The sequence below is a fragment of the Cognatishimia sp. F0-27 genome (assembly GCF_020667845.1).
Lineage (GTDB): Bacteria > Pseudomonadota > Alphaproteobacteria > Rhodobacterales > Rhodobacteraceae > JAFMPQ01.
Map to the genome: position 1 here is coordinate 34,003 of NZ_JAFMPQ010000012.1, position 15,085 is coordinate 49,087.

12 protein-coding genes and 1 tRNA gene are annotated in these 15,085 nt (G+C 61.5%); 5 read left to right on the forward strand and 8 right to left on the reverse strand.

The genetic code is table 11. The features are described from left to right. Positions 1-513: 513 nt before the first annotated feature. Positions 514-588: transfer RNA gene (locus J1C49_RS08435), tRNA-Asn, on the reverse strand. Between the two features lie 74 nt (positions 589-662). After that, complete coding sequence (locus tag J1C49_RS08440; protein WP_227445380.1) at positions 663-1,574, reverse strand: MBL fold metallo-hydrolase; 912 nt, start codon at positions 1,572-1,574, stop codon at positions 663-665. A 54-nt stretch (positions 1,575-1,628) separates the two neighbouring features. On the opposite strand from J1C49_RS08440, the gene J1C49_RS08445 reads away from it, so the two are divergent. Together J1C49_RS08445 and J1C49_RS08450 are read left to right on the forward strand one after the other, a co-directional pair. Further along, positions 1,629-2,930 carry an ATP-binding protein gene (locus J1C49_RS08445; RefSeq protein WP_227445381.1) on the forward strand — a complete coding sequence of 434 codons (1,302 nt, stop codon included), beginning with the start codon at positions 1,629-1,631 and terminating at the stop codon, positions 2,928-2,930. Between the two features lie 278 nt (positions 2,931-3,208). Next, complete coding sequence (locus J1C49_RS08450) at positions 3,209-3,634, forward strand: thioesterase family protein (protein ID WP_227445382.1); 426 nt, start codon at positions 3,209-3,211, stop codon at positions 3,632-3,634. A 52-nt stretch (positions 3,635-3,686) separates the two neighbouring features. Here J1C49_RS08450 and J1C49_RS08455 read toward each other — a convergent pair whose 3' ends face one another. The 4 genes from J1C49_RS08455 to J1C49_RS08470 form a co-directional block, all read right to left on the reverse strand. Continuing rightward, positions 3,687-5,894 (reverse strand): PAS-domain containing protein, encoded by a 2,208-nt coding sequence (locus tag J1C49_RS08455; protein WP_227445383.1) that lies wholly within the window; start codon positions 5,892-5,894, stop codon positions 3,687-3,689. A 4-nt stretch (positions 5,895-5,898) separates the two neighbouring features. Next, positions 5,899-7,083 (reverse strand): FIST N-terminal domain-containing protein, encoded by a 1,185-nt coding sequence (locus J1C49_RS08460; protein ID WP_227445384.1) that lies wholly within the window; start codon positions 7,081-7,083, stop codon positions 5,899-5,901. A gap of 40 nt (positions 7,084-7,123) precedes the next feature. After that, on the reverse strand, positions 7,124-7,816 hold the full coding sequence (locus tag J1C49_RS08465) for a response regulator transcription factor (RefSeq protein ID WP_227445385.1): 693 nt from the start codon (positions 7,814-7,816) through the stop codon (positions 7,124-7,126). A gap of 437 nt (positions 7,817-8,253) precedes the next feature. Next, positions 8,254-10,074, reverse strand: coding sequence for an extracellular solute-binding protein (locus J1C49_RS08470; protein WP_227445386.1), 1,821 nt, complete (start codon positions 10,072-10,074; stop codon positions 8,254-8,256). A gap of 728 nt (positions 10,075-10,802) precedes the next feature. On the opposite strand from J1C49_RS08470, the gene J1C49_RS08475 reads away from it, so the two are divergent. From J1C49_RS08475 to J1C49_RS08485, 3 genes are read left to right on the forward strand one after another with little or no spacing between them, the layout of a single operon-like run. Beyond that, positions 10,803-11,576 carry a 3-hydroxybutyrate dehydrogenase gene (locus tag J1C49_RS08475; protein ID WP_227445387.1) on the forward strand — a complete coding sequence of 258 codons (774 nt, stop codon included), beginning with the start codon at positions 10,803-10,805 and terminating at the stop codon, positions 11,574-11,576. Beyond that, on the forward strand, positions 11,573-11,923 hold the full coding sequence (locus J1C49_RS08480) for a pentapeptide repeat-containing protein (protein WP_227445388.1): 351 nt from the start codon (positions 11,573-11,575) through the stop codon (positions 11,921-11,923). The genes J1C49_RS08475 and J1C49_RS08480 overlap by 4 nt, the downstream gene beginning before the upstream one ends. Next, positions 11,916-12,956: a patatin-like phospholipase family protein gene (locus tag J1C49_RS08485; protein WP_227445389.1), complete on the forward strand. Its 1,041-nt coding sequence runs from the start codon at positions 11,916-11,918 to the stop codon at positions 12,954-12,956. The genes J1C49_RS08480 and J1C49_RS08485 overlap by 8 nt, the downstream gene beginning before the upstream one ends. Positions 12,957-13,313: 357 nt before the next feature. Here the strand turns inward: J1C49_RS08485 and J1C49_RS08490 are convergent, their stop codons facing one another. After that, the gene (locus J1C49_RS08490) at positions 13,314-14,054 is read right to left on the reverse strand and encodes a DUF502 domain-containing protein (protein ID WP_227445390.1); all 741 of its coding nucleotides are present in this window, start codon (positions 14,052-14,054) and stop codon (positions 13,314-13,316) included. 75 nt (positions 14,055-14,129) lie between these two features. Beyond that, positions 14,130-15,056 carry a pseudouridine-5'-phosphate glycosidase gene (locus tag J1C49_RS08495; RefSeq protein WP_227445391.1) on the reverse strand — a complete coding sequence of 309 codons (927 nt, stop codon included), beginning with the start codon at positions 15,054-15,056 and terminating at the stop codon, positions 14,130-14,132. Between the last annotated feature and the right edge of the window lie 29 nt (positions 15,057-15,085).

Genomic DNA, 15,085 nt, shown 5'->3' on the forward strand with positions numbered 1-15,085 from the left:
ATCTGGGGCCGGGACAGAATGCTTTGGCCGCGGACAAGGGCAGTCTTGGTTGGTCCCGACAGCCCGTCTGTGGTTCTCGCATGTCTGTCCGGTGCCCGCGTCTCTTTGCGGTTAAGGGGCGTTGCGTATTGTTCCCCGAGCCGTGGACGCTTTTTTGCTGGAGGCGCCACACGCGGGAGAGTGTCATGTCTCCGCCGAGGGTGGAGTTTTTCGATTGGTCGTTAGGAGAAGCTTTTTTGGGACGTCCCGGATGGCAGACGCTTTCCGAGGATCAACAGGATGGGATTGGGTGTTGGTCTTGAGCGGCGTCTCGACACGGGCGGGGCGCGGCATGCGTAACTATCCGGCGTCGTGCCGACGCGGAAGCCGGCCAAGGCGTTCGGCACCGTGTCGCGAAACGCTTTTCGGGTTCAGGGTATACCGCGAAATCCTTGATCAATCCGGTGACAAGGCCAAAAACCAAGATCGCTCGCACTTGAAAGTCTCAGCAAGTGTCTAATTTATCTCGATTTTTGGCTCCGGCGGTAGGGATCGAACCTACGACCAATTGATTAACAGTCAACTGCTCTACCGCTGAGCTACGCCGGAACACGAGGCAGCGTATAGCAACGCGGAATCAGCGCGTCCAGAGGGGTTTTGCAATTTTTTCAACTCCCGGGCCGTCAGGGTCGGGCGTAGCGTGCCGAGGGTGTGAACGGGGTGTCCGAAACCACCAAATCGCGTTCGCACAGGTCGATCAGGTGCGCGAGAACGTTGCGCTCAGCAGCAGCAAACAGCGCCTCGGGGAGTTCCGTGTAAATCCGGCGTGTCACGGTTTCGACGGTACAGGGCGTGTCTTCGATCACCGAGAGAATCGCCGTTTCCCGGGCTGTTCGATGGCTGATGAGTTCGGCAAGCCTTTCTGAGCACTTGTCCACCGCTGCGCCATGGCCGGGATGGAACCGGTCCCATTTGCGTTCCGAAAGGGCGCGCAAGGATGCCATGAAGGCCCTCATATCTCCGTCGGGAGGCGACACCAAGGAGGTCGACCATCTCATCACCAGATCACCGGTAAACAACGCATCGTCCCATGCGAATCCAAGGTGGTTGGCCATGTGGCCCGGCGTGTGCAGCGCATGCAGTGTCCAGTCCCGGCCGGAAATGGGGTCTCCATCCGCAAGCGCGATATCGGGTCGGAACGCGCTGTCCACGCCTTCACCGCCGCCGATCATGGCCGTCCGGGCAAGGCGTTGCATTGTTGCGCTGCGGCCTGCTTCTGCGTCGCCAAATGCCAGAACAGGCGCACCGCAGTGTTCTGAAAGAACAGGGGCGAGTGGGCTGTGGTCGAGATGGGCATGGGTGACAAGGATGCAACGCACCTTCTCCTTCCGGATGGCGTCCAGAAGGGCCTCAAGATGCCCTGGATCTGCCGGCCCCGGATCAATGATCGCGATATCGCCTTCTCCGATGATATAGGTATTCGTGCCGCGAAAGGTCATTGGGGACGGATTCGGCGCCAGGATACGGCGCAATCCGGGCTCAAGCGTCTCGACCATGCCGGGCAGGGGGCGGAAATCTGGATCAGGATCGGTCATGGCGACTCGCTTTGGTCATGGCGCAGCATCGGCGCTTTGCATAGGATCTAGCGCATGTCGTTCGAATGGCTCAAACACTACATGCCGCGCAGCCTTTATGCGCGGGCGGCGCTGATCCTGTTGCTTCCGGTGCTGACGCTGCAACTGGTGGTGTCCATCGTATTCATCCAACGTCATTTCGAAGGCGTGACGAACCAGTTGAGCCGCGAGGCCGCCCGCTCGGTAACGGCCATGATGCAGGCGGAGGACCCCGTTACGCGCAAGGCGTTTGCCGATGCGTTGGCGTTGCGCGTGACCGAAAACGTGGATCCCCGAACCATCCCTGACGAAGATCGGCGCCGCTGGTATGATTTCACCGGGATTGTCGTGATCCGGACCTTGCACAGCCGGATCGAGACGCTTGAGCGGGTGTCGCTGCCCGATGATGATGCCGTGATCCTCTACCTGCGCGATGGCGCCTCCATGACCGAAGTGGTGCTGAGCCGGGGCCGCACGTCGGCGTCCAACCCGCATCAGCTATTCGTCAACATGATCTTGTTTGGCATTCTCATCACAATTGTGGCGTTCCTCTATCTGCGCAACCAGCTGCGGCCAATCACACGGCTGGCCCATGCGGCCGAGGCCTTCGGCAAGGGGCAGATCCTGCCGTATTCTCCCTCCGGCGCCACGGAGGTCCGGGCGGCGGGACGGGCATTCCTGTCCATGCGCGCGCGGATCGAACGTCAGATCGAACAACGCACCATGATGCTGTCCGGTGTCAGCCATGATTTGCGGACGCCGCTGACCCGCATGCGGCTTGGGCTGTCACTGCTGGAGGATGCTGACCGCGAGCCACTGGAGCGCGATGTTGAAGACATGCAGGCCCTGATCGATGCGTTTCTCGATTTCGCGCGCGGCGATGCGGAAGCGGGCAACACCGAACCGGTCGAACCTTGCGCCATGGTGCAGGAGATCGTCGAGGACTGCCAAAGGGGCGGACAGTCCGTCACGCTGACGCTGTGTGAAGGGGCGGGCACGGTTGCGGTGCGTCCAGCGGCCATTCGCCGCGCGATCGAGAACCTGATCGGCAATGCCGTGCGCTATGGGACGCATTGCGAGGTGTCCGTGCAGCTATCGGACAAGTCGCTGCGCATCCGGGTCGAGGATGACGGGCCGGGTATTCCCGCGGATCGGCGCGAGGATGCACTGCGCCCGTTTGTGCGCCTCGATCCTGCGCGCAACCAGAATCGTGGCAGTGGCGTGGGTTTGGGACTGGCCATTGCCGCAGATATTGCGCGCTCGCATGGGGGCTTGCTCCGTCTCGGGGAGAGCGAGGCCCTTGGCGGTTTGCGTGTGGATATCGTGATTGCCCGGTAGGGCGACGGAAGAGGCGCCATTGCCGCTTTCCGCTCGGCCAGAACGGTCATGCCGTAAGCTTTACCGCCCGCCGGACTGCTTGCGCGCAGCGCGACCGGCATGGCCCCGGACGGCGTGCGTGGTTTGCCGGGCTGCAACGCCAATACCGTGGCTCAAACGTCTCGCAATACGATCGTATACAATTCGGAATTGGCGGGCGTGTCATTCCATGCTACCCACAGGTTCGGTGACCGATTGCGGGCATCACGACCAACAATCTATTGCTGAACGAACACTCCATGGCTGATTACCGCACGCACATCCAAGTGCTTACTCATCACTGCGACGCAACCGGGGTCGTGAATTTCTCGCGTTACGGGGAAATGGCCTATGAAGTGGTCGAACGGTGGTTCGACGAAGCGTTGGACTGGTCGTTTTGGCGCATGCATCACGGCGAAGATCTTGCGGTGCCGATTGTCTCGGCGCAGAGTTCGTTTCCCGCGGCGTCCCGGTCCGGCGATCACCTGATCTGGCGTCTCAGCGTCGTCAGCATCGGTCGCTCCAGCCTCGATCTGTCGCTCTCAGCGACATGCGGCGGCGAAGCGCGGGCCTCGATAGACATGTCGCTGGTGCTGTCCGAGGTGGGTTTCACCAAGCCGCGTGCGTGGCCGGACACCGCGCGGGCGCGTATTGCCGATTACATCACCGGAATCGCCGCAGACTGACACTGCTGCCCGGCGCGTCGGTCACCCTCAGGCAGGCGGTTCGCCTCAGGCTTCATTCCATCCACGACACGGCCTGATCAAGGAAGATCCCCAGCTTCTGACGATCAATCGGTTTGGACAGGCACCCGATCGAAAGATCCCGGCATTCCTGCCGCAATGCAGGAGAGCGATCGGCGGTGATGATCACGGTGGGTATCGGACCATATTGCGCCCGCACCGTCTGATAGAGTGCCACACCGTTGAGACCCGCCCCAAGCTGGTAGTCCAGCAAGAGAGCGTCCGGGCTGATCTGAAGATCATCCAGAAGCTCGAGGGCCGACGCCGCATTTTCCGCTTCAAGCACGCTGACGCCCCAGCTTTCCATCAGGACGGTGATCGCACGACGCAGTTGAGGATCGTTCTCCACCAGAAGGGCGATCATGCCTGCTTGCGACAGCGTTACCGGGCGTGGCGCGTCGCTTTTCCCGACGCGGCGCGGTGCGACCTCACCCGCGATCGGCACGTTGAGCATGAAACAGCTTCCGCGTCCCACTTCCGACCAAAGCCCCAGCGGGTGGCCCAACCGTGCGCAGGCCCGTTCGACAATAGCCAATCCCAAGCCGAGGCCCTCATTGGTGCTTGAGCGAGTGTCGAGACGTTTGAATTCCTCGAAAATGGTGCTCTGATCTTCTTCCGCGATGCCCGGACCTGTGTCCCAGACCTCGATGCGGGCCGACCCGCCATTGCGTCGCACCCCGATCAGCACGCGGCCTTCGTTGGTGTATCGGATTGCATTGGCGATCAGGTTCTGCACGATGCGGCGGAGGTAGCCCGGGTCACTCTCGACCACCAGATCCGTGTTGACGTAGTGCAGGGCCAATCCTTTGCTGCTTGCCAGCGCGCCCATCTCGTCACAGAGCGGTCTGAGGATGTCGCGCAGCGCAACAGCGCGGATGTCGAAGCTGATCCCTTCCGCGTCGAGTTTGGAGATGTCGAGCAGGGCGTCGATGATCTCCTCTGCGCCGGAAAGGGCGGTCTGCGCCTTGTCGAGCACGGCGCGGTCGGCCTCGTTGGTGGTGCGATCCCCAATTGACGAGATGAACAGTTTGGCCGCGGAGAGCGGCTGTAACAGGTCGTGACTGGCCGCAGCGACAAAGCGGCTCTTGGAGGCATTGGCGCGCTCCGCTGCCGAAAGCGCATCCTCCAGTTCGAGTGTGCGATCCATGACCCGTTGTTCGAGGATTTCGTTGAGTTCGAACAGCTTCTGCGCCGCCTCGCGCTCCGCTGTGACATCCGTGACCGAAATCACGAAACCCGCATCGGGCATGGACTGGCCGAAGATCTGCAGCGTGATGCGCGCGCCGCGGCGGATTTCAAAGCTGATAGGTTTGCGCGGTTGCTGGCCACGGGCCCAGCGTCGGAAGCCATCCCGGCTGATGCCGCGTGTGAAGTCCACATCGTCGTCCAGCTGATCAATGATCGTAAAGAAGGATGCTCCAAGCTGCAACCGCCAGGCGGGCAGGCCGAGCAGCGCGCCGATCTTCTCGTTCCAGCCGATCAACCGCGCGGCTTCGTCAAAAATGCCCACCCCCTGATTGAGATGATCCAGCGTCGCGCGGATCATCTTGGCCTGCTTGTCCTTGAGCTTGTCACGTTCCTGGCGTTCCATCCGGATCAGGTCGGTGACGTCGGTCTGAAGCACAACCGTTCCGCCGTTGCCGGTGCGGTGTTCTGAAACCTGCAACCAGCGGTCCTTTGTCAGGCGGACGTTGAACATCACATGCCGGTCTTTATGACGGCGCATCCGCTTGGCGGCCCAAGCCTCCGGGCGCAGCCCGTCGGGCAGGGCGAGATAGCGCGAATGGCTCACTTTCGTCACGTAATGTTCAAACGACAGCCCGGGTGACAGGTTCTGGGCCGTATCCCGGAAGTCGCGACAGAAGCGCGAATTGCACATGACGAGATGATCCGTGGGATCAAACAGGGCAAAGCCTTCGGACACGGTCTCGATCGCATCTGCCAGATTGCGGCGCGCGGCTTCTGTTTCGGCATTGGCGGAGGCCAGCTGCCCATTGGCTTCATGCAGCAGATCCAACGTGCGTTCCAGCTCGGCAGTGCGCTCGCGCACGCGCTTCTCGAGCAATGCCGCGCGTTCGAACTGCGCATAGGCCGCTGAGGACTCGTGTGTGCCAAACTCCACCCGGTTCATCAACGCCTGGGCAATCTTGTTGAGCTTGGCGTTCTGCCGTTCGAGGCTGTCGGCCGGGTTGGTCAGGGACATGGCGTCAGTCCTCCGGATCGGAGCTGGCAGGCGGGTAAAGGGCGACCCCGGTAAAGGTCTGGTTGACGTGCAGCGCCCCGATCTGCTCGCCATAGGTGGAGAACCCGGTCACGTTGTGCCGCTTGAGTATTTCCGAAATCTCTTGGGTCTTCTGCGCTTGTCCGGCATCGATGCGGCGCAGAATGCAGTCGCACCCGATGATGTGATCGGGAGCGACCTCCCGGCCCAAAAGCGTCAGCCCCTGATCAAGGTGTTCGGCGATATCGAGATGTTCCGCCAGCGTCAGAACCATGCCCTCGTTGATGGCCGAGAAGAAGATCAGTTCGCCGCTGTCACTGACGCGCTGGATGGCGCGCACATGATGCGTGTCGCCGAGGCGCACAACGACCGGGTGTGCCGCAAAGATGAAAGGTGAAAGCTGCAACGGGTCCTTCCCGAGCAGGCGGGCATATTCCTCGGCGGCGGGTTCCGCGTTTATTTCGGTGACAACGCGCTTCTCCGGCTCTGCGCCGGTAACCACCATGCGCGTCTGGGTCGGCTGCAGGTGGTCGAGGCTGAACACCCGGACGGGGCAATGCGACCGGACGAGGCTCAGGATCGCGCCATTGTCGAGAACATGCCCGTTGTGGGACAGCCGTGTTTTCCGGAATGACGTGCCGTCTCCGGCTGACCCGCCAAACAGCGGCATCGGCCCCAATCCTGCGGCCAGAACCGCCGTCAGGTGCTCTTCGCGAAGGCTCAGACCATCAACCAGAAGAAAGGCGAATTCCGAGGCCATGCCCGGTGCTGCCGTGGTCAATGCCATGCGCATCTGCACCACGTCATCCACGAGCGCCTGCTCATCGATCTGGTCGAGATTGTCGACAGCGATGACCCTCGCGTCGAACCATGCCGACGGAAAACCCACCGCAATGATCTGATCGTCTTCGTAGCCGTGCGCACCGATCTCGCCCGCTGTCGTGCAGGCCAGAACCTCAGCCCCTCCAAAGACCGACAAGGCCTCGTGGGTCAAAGCCGTGAAATCCGCTCGGGGAGCGGCGAACAGGCAAACCATCGCAAACGGACCGTCCCCCAGCGCGTCAGATAAAGCCTGCGCCGCATGATCCGTATCGGCTGCAACCTGCGCGACCCGCAATGTCTGCGTTCGCCGCGCCTCCTCCCCGGCGGAACGATGTATCGTTCCGTCCAATCCGTCTGTCCCTATTGTTGGCTGTGGACAGGATGCAGGCTCAGATATCGTTTGGCAAGACTTTCGCGAAATGCGCCTCTTGCGCAATCAGCACGGCCTGGGTGCGCGAGTGCACGCCAAGCTTGCGCATGATGGCGGTCACATGCGCTTTGACCGTCGTCTCGGCGATCGACAGGTCAAAGGCAATCTGCTTGTTGAGCTTGCCCTCGCAGATCAGATTGAGAATGCGGGCCTGCTGATTGGTGAGCGAAGCAAGGCGCGCGAGCGCGTCGCCGCCATCACTTTGCTGCCCGGCTTGCGGGTCGATATACCCGTCAGGCACAAAAGGCTGCCCGCTGGACACCGCTTCGAATGCGCGCCGAAACACGGAGCGCTGCGAATGTTTGGGAACGAATCCGTTGGCGCCCGCCTTGAGCGCATGGCTGATCATGCGATTCTCGGCCATGGACGAGGCAATCAGGATGGCGGCCCTCGGCGCCGCGTTGCGCAACCGCACAAGCCCGTCGAGCCCGTTCACGTCAGGCAGGTTGAGGTCGAGCACAATGAGGCCGATCTCATCGTTCTGCGTCACGATTTCCAGCGCTTTTTCAAGCGTGCCGGCGGTGCGGATTTCCTCGAAATCGGCAATCGACTGCAATGTGAGCGTGAGAGCGTCGCAAAACAGCGGGTGATCGTCGACCACAAGTGCCGTACTCATGCTGTCGATGGATGTGGATCTGGCGCTTTGAGCCATGGCCGTCTCTTTCCCTGCTTCCTCATCTCAGCATAGGCCCTGGCGGCGAAACGGTCTCTAGACAAAAGGTCTTATGAGGCGTCGCTTCAGGCAAGGCCGGGCACCGATCGCGGCAGGCTCAGAACCAGCCCTGCACCGCTCGCGTGCCGGCGGAGATGTCCTTTCCGATCCCTTTGGCGGTTGCGCAGGCCGAAGGCCCGGGGGAGAAAGGCCAAAGCCGTGCCGATGTGGCTCAGTTGCACTATCGCGCGGATACCAAGCCTTCCTGGCCGCTGTTGTTGACCTGTGCCACGTGTCGCGCGTTGCAGGGCACAGCGGATCCGTTCACCACGATACCGCAAACGCGCGGGCTGTTTGACCACCCGCGCGTCCTCTTGTCCGGGGCGTGTCACCAGCGTGACCCACCGTGGTGCGTGCCATCCGGCACTCCGAAAGGGTTACGGTTCCTGCCACCACCACACATCCGGTTGCCATCCGATCCAGTCGCCATAAATCGGCAGCGCCTCCGGGAATGTCAGTTCCTTGGCATGCGCAATCCGCGAGATATTCCATTGATAAATCGGGATCACGTAGCGTCCGGTGGTCAGAACCCGGTCCAGTGCGCGGGCGGCCGCGAGAAAATCATCGCGGCTCTCGGAGTTGAGCAGCGTGTCGATCATGGCCTCGGCAGCCGGAGAACACATGCCCATCCAATTGCGGGAGCCTTCCGTTTCCGCCGCCTCGCAACTCCAGTACAGCTTTTGTTCATTGCCGGGCGACAGCGAAATCCCGCGCCGGAAATAGGTCATGTCGAAATCAAACCCGTTGGTGCGCTCCTTGTATTGCGCGGGATCGATGATGGTGACTGTCGGCTCAATGCCCAAGCGGCGCAGCGCCTCGACATAGATGTCGATGATGGTGGCTTCTTCCGTGGACCCCTGTGCCAGAACGATTTCGAATGTGAAATCTTCCCCATCGGCGTTGCGCATGACGCCGTCCTGAACCGTCCAGCCGGCTTCTTCCATCAAGGCGATGGCGCGGCGCAGATTGCCCCGGTTGCGCGCGGTGCCGTCCGAGACGGGCAGGGCATATCCCTCAAGCGCGCCCGGCAGCAATTCATCCTTGAACGGCTCAAGCAATTCGGCGACCCGTCCCTCGGCGGGGCCGTCCGACATGCTCAGCACGGAGTTGGAAAAATAGGAGGTGATCCGCGGCTGCGCGGAGCCGGTCATGGTTTCGTTGATGAACTCGAAATTGAAAGCGTGCAGCATCGCGTCCCGCACGCGCCAATCGGCAAACACGTCCGAGCGGGTGTTCATGACAAAGCCGGTGATTCCGGACGGGCGCTCATGTGGAACGACGGACTTGACCACCGCGCCGCTGTCGATGGCAGGGAAGTCGTATTGGCTTTCCCATTTCTCCGAATTGAATTCCCGGTTGGAATTCAGAATTCCGGCCTTGAACGCCTCGAACATGGCAGTGCCGTCACCGAAAAATTCCATGCGGATTTCGTCTAGATTGCCAAATCCGGCGCGCAGGGGCAGATCGCGTGCCCAGTAGTCGGGATTGCGCTTGAGAGAGACGAAGCGCCCGGGCTCGAAATCGTCGATCACATATTCGGCGGAGCTGATCGGGATGGTATCGAGCCCGCTCTCGCCGAATTCCTTGTCCTCCCACTGGGCTTTTTTCAGGATCGGTCGCATCCCCACAATGAGGGCAAGCTCGCGGTCCGCCACGCCGAAGGTGAAGCGGATGCTGCGTGGTCCGGTCTGCTCCATGGAGGCGATGTTGGCCCAGGTGCCGCGATACCGTGGATGCCCTTGCGTGCCGAGCGTTTCATAGCTCCACATGACATCTTCGATGGTCACCGGGGTGCCATCGGAGAACGCAGCCTCTTCGCGGAGGGTGAACTCGACCCAATCCCGCGTGGGGCTGGTCTCGATTGTCTCACACAGCAGACAATAAAGCGTGAAGGGCTCGTCATAACTGCGCCCCATCAGCGACTCGTAGGCCAGAAAGCGCAGCTGCCACGGGACCGAACCTTTGAGGATATGCGGGTTGAGGCTGTCGAAGCCGCCCACTTCGCCGGTGACAATCCGTCCGCCGGTAGGGGCGTCCGGATTCGCGTATGGCAGATGCGCAAAATCAGGAGGCAGTTCCGGCTCCCCGTACATCGCGATTCCGTGCATCGGTTCGGCCATCGCCAGACCGCCTGACAGAATCAGTGCCGCGGCGGCGGCCGTGCCTGCTGTGGATTTGTGGAAAAAGTTAACGCCCATATCGGCAACAATCCCTGCTAGCCCTTGTTTTATTTACCATGACGCTATCCCGGGCGTGTGGGCAATTCAAACTTTTAGCTTGGCGATCAGCCACTAAACGCTTATAAAGAGATCACTGCTCGATAGGTTTCTTGCCTGTATGAAACCTGCCTCAATGACTTAACCCCGGCTTCGGCCGGGGTTTTTTTCTGCCCGGGTTTTGCGCGCATCCTCAAGAAATTAAGGACTTTGACGGCGGTTTGTCGCTGAATGCACGGGTCTTGCACTTTGGGCGGCGGCAGAGCCGGGGTGCGTATGGTTGATCGATTCTCTGGACGCTGGATGCGTGCCGGTCAGGACCGGGAATCGCGTGACCCCCGGTCTTGCCGCGGCCGCTTCCGGCAGGGGGGCGGTGGCGCAGACGGGAATCTGCACGATCGATCTCGCGTAGTGCATGGTCCGTCATCCGGTCGCGCCTCGTATGGAGGCGACGCCGGTCCGCCTCGCGATCACGCATGCTGCTGCTGCTGCTGCGCGGTTTCTCCTCGCGGATCGTATCCGACCAGTCCGACGGGATCGAGGGGCTGTGTTGCCGCCGCGTGCACGATCAGGCGCGGTCGGACCGGGTCACGGGTTGTTCGCATCAGGCGTGCGGGGCAGTCTCCCTGTTTGGGGCCTTTCCTTTTCCTCTTTGCATGTGCAGCATGCGGGCAAATCGCAAATGCGTTCTGACAAGAAGAGGAAGCGCCATGTCGCTCAAGGGAAAAACCGCCGTCATCACCGGATCGAACTCGGGCATCGGATTGGGGATCGCGCGAGAGCTTGCAAAATCGGGCGTGTCGGTGGTGCTCAATTCGTTCACGGATCGCGACGAGGATCACGCATTGGCCAAGAGCATCGCCGATGAGTGCGGCGTGGAGGCGCGTTACATCAAGGCTGACATGTCCAAGGGCGACCAGTGCCGGATGCTGATCGAAAAGGCCGGGGCCTGTGACATCCTGATCAACAATGCAGGCATTCAGCACGTGGCGGCCATCGACGAGTTTCCCACCGAAAAATGGGACGCGATCATCGCCATCAATCTCAGCTCCGTGTTCCATACCACCGCTGCCGCGCTGCCGATGATGCGCAAGGCGGGTTGGGGACGGGTGGTCAACATTGCCTCCGCCCATGGTTTGCGCGCGAGCCCTTACAAATCCGCCTATATTTCGGCCAAACATGGCGTGGTAGGCATGACCAAGACGGTTGCCCTCGAAACGGCCAAGGAGCCGATCACATGCAACGCGGTATGCCCGGGCTATGTGCTGACGCCTTTGGTGGAATCGCAGATCCCGGCGACCGCGGCACAATACGGGATCTCCGAAGATGAAGCGATCGACAAGGTGATCCTCGCCAAGCAACCCTCGAAGGAATTTGTCACCGTCGAACAGCTTGCCGGCACCGTGCAGTTCTTGTGTTCCGATGCTGCTGCACAGATCACCGGCACGGCCATCAGCGTTGACGGCGGCTGGACCACGCAATGAGCGCGGAGGAGCCCGAAGCGGGACGCGACAAGCTGGTGATCGACAACATGTATCTGTGTGGGTCGCAATTCACGCGGGTCAGCCTCAAAGACAGCACATTCAGCGACGCGCATCTCATGGGCGCGCGCTTCGAGGATGTGAATGGCGCCGGTCTCCAGTTCGACAACGCCAATCTCGGGGGCGCGCGGTTTCACAACGTGTCGTTTCAGGGGGGCGCGATCGAGAACGCAAACCTTTCCGGGCTCACGATCACGCAGGCGCTTTGCGATGGGATGACCATCAACGGCATCGCCGTAACCGACATGATTGCCGCCTATGAGGCACAGAAGGACCGCGACGATGGCTAAGCCGATCCGGATCAATATCGGACTTCAAGGAGGCGGTGCGCATGGCGCCTATAGCTGGGGCGTTCTGGATCGTTTGCTTGAAGAGACAGATCTCGAAATTGCTGCGATTTCAGGCACATCTGCAGGGGCATTGAACGGCTCGGCGGTGAAGGCCGGATTGATTTCCGGTGGCCGCGAAGCGGCGCGGGAAAACCTCGACTGGCTTTGGCGGCAGATCGGAGCGGTGGAACACGCCGCCATGCCGGGCTGGATGAAAGCCTGGATGCCCAATCCCGAGGTGGTCAGCCGCGCGCTTGAAAACGCGGTGCCCTATATCTGGGCGGAGAGCGCGGGCCGGATGATGTCGCCCTATCACTGGGGCCCGCTTTACGACAATCCCCTGAGACGGATCGTCGAGCGCTTCGATTACGACCGGGTCTGCGCCGCCGAGGGCCCCCGTTTCTTCGTCGGCGCGACCTGCGTGCGCGACGGCAAGATCCGGGTCTTTTCAGGCGGTCAGATCAACACGGAGGTGGTGTTGGCCTCTGCCTGTCTGCCGACCCTGTTTCAGGCGGTGGAGGTCGAAGACCCGGAGACCGGGCTGGTCGAGGCGTTCTGGGATGGGGGTTACACGGGCAACCCTCCGCTTTTCCCTTTGTTCGAGAAAGACTTGCCGGACGACATTATTGTCGTGAACATCAATCCGCTCAAACGCGACAAGCTGCCTGTCACGGCGCAGGAGATCCAGAACCGGATCAACGAGATCAGCTTCAACGCCTCGCTTCTGCGAGAATTGCGCGCCATCGACTTCGTGCAGCGCTTGATCGATGGCGGCACCATCTCGAAAGACGCGATGAAGCGGCCCCTCGTTCATATGATTGCCGATGACGGTCTCATGAACGCCCTGTCCGTGGCGACCAAGCTGGTTCCGGTGCCTTCGGTGATCGCCCAGCTGAAGGAGGCCGGGCGGCGCGCCGCGGGAGACTTTTTGTCTGCACACAAGGACGATCTTGGGCGGAAACAGACCGCAGATTTGCGCAGCATGTTTGCTTGAGCACGGCGCGGCGCGGCGGAGTCCGTGATCGCGCGGTGCTGCGGTGTGGCCATCATTCGGGGCAGGGAGCGCAAAGCCTGACAAAGTGGCGATTTATGTCGGAACGTCAGGTGTTTGTGGGGGCGACCTCGCGACATTGTCCCGGTGCGTCGCTGTTTTGCGGGACAGGGTGACGACGCAGTGCTATGCGGGGTGTCACTTGCGGGTGGGATGGAGGGGCTTGGCGATCCCGTCAAACCACCCGGTCAAAAGCGCCCTGGCCGAAGCCTGGGCTCGGCAAACCGCTGCGCAGCGGTTTGCCGTCACGGTCGTGCGAGTGTGGCGCGCCACGGCAGCTACCCACGGCGCGCCCCGTGGTCAGGAGGCCTTGCGCGCCAGTTCTTCGACGCCTTCGCGCGCCTTGTCCGGGTTGGGATAGACCAGACCCGCCGAAATCACGAGCTTGGCGGCATCCTCAATGGACATGTCGAGTTCGATCACGTCTTCTTTGGGGAAAAACAACAAGAAGCCGGAGGTCGGGTTGGGCGTGGTTGGCACAAAGACCGAAACCATGCCGTTCTGGTTTGTCGCTTTCTGGGCGACTTCGCCGCGCGTATCGGTTGAAATGAACGCAATCGCCCAGATCCCGCGCCTTGGGTACTCGATCAGGCAGGCTTTCTCGAAACTGCGCTCCGACTGTGCAAAGACCGTCTCGGCGATCTGCTTGATGCCGGAATAGATCGAGCGCACCACCGGTGTGCGATCCACCAGACCTTCCGCGGCCCGGATCATGGACCGACCGATCAACCCCTTGGCGACCCAGCCCACCGCAAGCGTGAAGAGAAGGAAAACGATGACGCCAACGCCCCGAATATTGACGTTGATCCAGCTCTCTGAATTCGGGTCCGTGTTGCCGAGGAACCGGTTGATCAGCCCTTCGGGTTGATAGGCTTCCGGAACAAAGGGCCAGACAAACCCGTCCACCCAGCCAATCACCGTCCAGATGAGCCAGACGGTGAGCCCGACGGGCGCGATGACGACGATGCCGGTCAAAAAGGATGCGCGCAGGCTGGCGAACAGTCCGGGGCGCTTTGGTTCGGTATCAAACGGGGTGGTCATGGGGCGCTGTGCTCTCCGGGGTCGTGTGCGAAGCTAAGCGCTCCGGGCCGGTTCGACAATGGGCGCGCACCGAGATCACGCAGGTTTGGTCCTCATATCGCTTATTTCAGAGGCAATCGCGGCCGCAAGACGGGCATTGTTGAGAACAAGCGCGATATTGGCATCGAGTGAACGCCCGTCTGTCAGCTCGAAAATGCGCTGAAGCAGGTAGGGCGTCACGCCTTTCCCGGTGATCCCGTGGCGGTTGGCATCCTTTGTCGCCTGGGCCACGATCGGAGCCAGTGTCTCGCGCGGGATCTCCGCTTCCGGAGGGATCGGGTTCGCAACGAGTTGGCCGCCCCCAATGCCCAGCGCGGCGCGGGTGAGATGCGCCCGTGCGATCGGCATCGGAGCGTCCATGCGCAACGGCGCGCGCAACCCGGCTTCACGGGACCAGAAGGCGGGGAGTTGATCCTGCCCATAGGCAATGACCGGAACCCCGAGGGTTTCGAGCACTTCAAGCGTCTTGGGGAGGTCGAGGATCGCCTTGGCCCCAGCGGCCACGACGGTGACAGGCGTCCGCGAAAGCTCCTGAAGATCGGCGGAAATATCAAAGCTCTGGTCTGCGCCGCGATGCACGCCGCCAATGCCGCCGGTGGCAAAGACGTCGATATCGGCCAGATGCGCGGCGATCATGGTGGCGGCCACGGTGGTGGAGCCGGTCCGGCCCTCGGCCATGCACACGGCCATGTCCGCGCGGCTCAGCTTGGCGGCATGTTTGGCCCGGGCAAGTGTCTCGAGTTGGTCATCGGTGAGACCTGCATACAAGGTGCCATCCAGCACCGCGATGGTCGCGGGTGTCGCGCCGCCCTCGCGGATTGCGGTTTCGACCTGTCGCGCAACTTCGAGATTTTGCGGCCAGGGCATCCCATGCGTGATGATCGTGGATTCCAGTGCCACGATTGGCGCCCCGTTGGCGCGGGCTTCGGCAACTTCGGGCGAGAGGGTGATCGGGCCGGTCATGGGCTATGGCTATCCTTGGTGTGTGGCGA

Excerpts from the sequence above, each read along its gene's own strand:
- J1C49_RS08440 (WP_227445380.1), bottom strand. The coding sequence starts at position 1,574 with ATGACCGATCCTGATCCAGATTTCCGCCCCCTGCCCGGCATGGTCGAG.
- J1C49_RS08445 (WP_227445381.1), top strand. The coding sequence starts at position 1,629 with ATGTCGTTCGAATGGCTCAAACACTACATGCCGCGCAGCCTTTATGCG.
- J1C49_RS08450 (WP_227445382.1), top strand. The coding sequence starts at position 3,209 with ATGGCTGATTACCGCACGCACATCCAAGTGCTTACTCATCACTGCGAC.
- J1C49_RS08455 (WP_227445383.1), bottom strand. The coding sequence starts at position 5,894 with ATGTCCCTGACCAACCCGGCCGACAGCCTCGAACGGCAGAACGCCAAG.
- J1C49_RS08465 (WP_227445385.1), bottom strand. The coding sequence starts at position 7,816 with ATGGCTCAAAGCGCCAGATCCACATCCATCGACAGCATGAGTACGGCA.
- J1C49_RS08470 (WP_227445386.1), bottom strand. The coding sequence starts at position 10,074 with ATGGGCGTTAACTTTTTCCACAAATCCACAGCAGGCACGGCCGCCGCC.
- J1C49_RS08475 (WP_227445387.1), top strand. The coding sequence starts at position 10,803 with ATGTCGCTCAAGGGAAAAACCGCCGTCATCACCGGATCGAACTCGGGC.
- J1C49_RS08480 (WP_227445388.1), top strand. The coding sequence starts at position 11,573 with ATGAGCGCGGAGGAGCCCGAAGCGGGACGCGACAAGCTGGTGATCGAC.
- J1C49_RS08485 (WP_227445389.1), top strand. The coding sequence starts at position 11,916 with ATGGCTAAGCCGATCCGGATCAATATCGGACTTCAAGGAGGCGGTGCG.
- J1C49_RS08490 (WP_227445390.1), bottom strand. The coding sequence starts at position 14,054 with ATGACCACCCCGTTTGATACCGAACCAAAGCGCCCCGGACTGTTCGCC.
- J1C49_RS08495 (WP_227445391.1), bottom strand. The coding sequence starts at position 15,056 with ATGACCGGCCCGATCACCCTCTCGCCCGAAGTTGCCGAAGCCCGCGCC.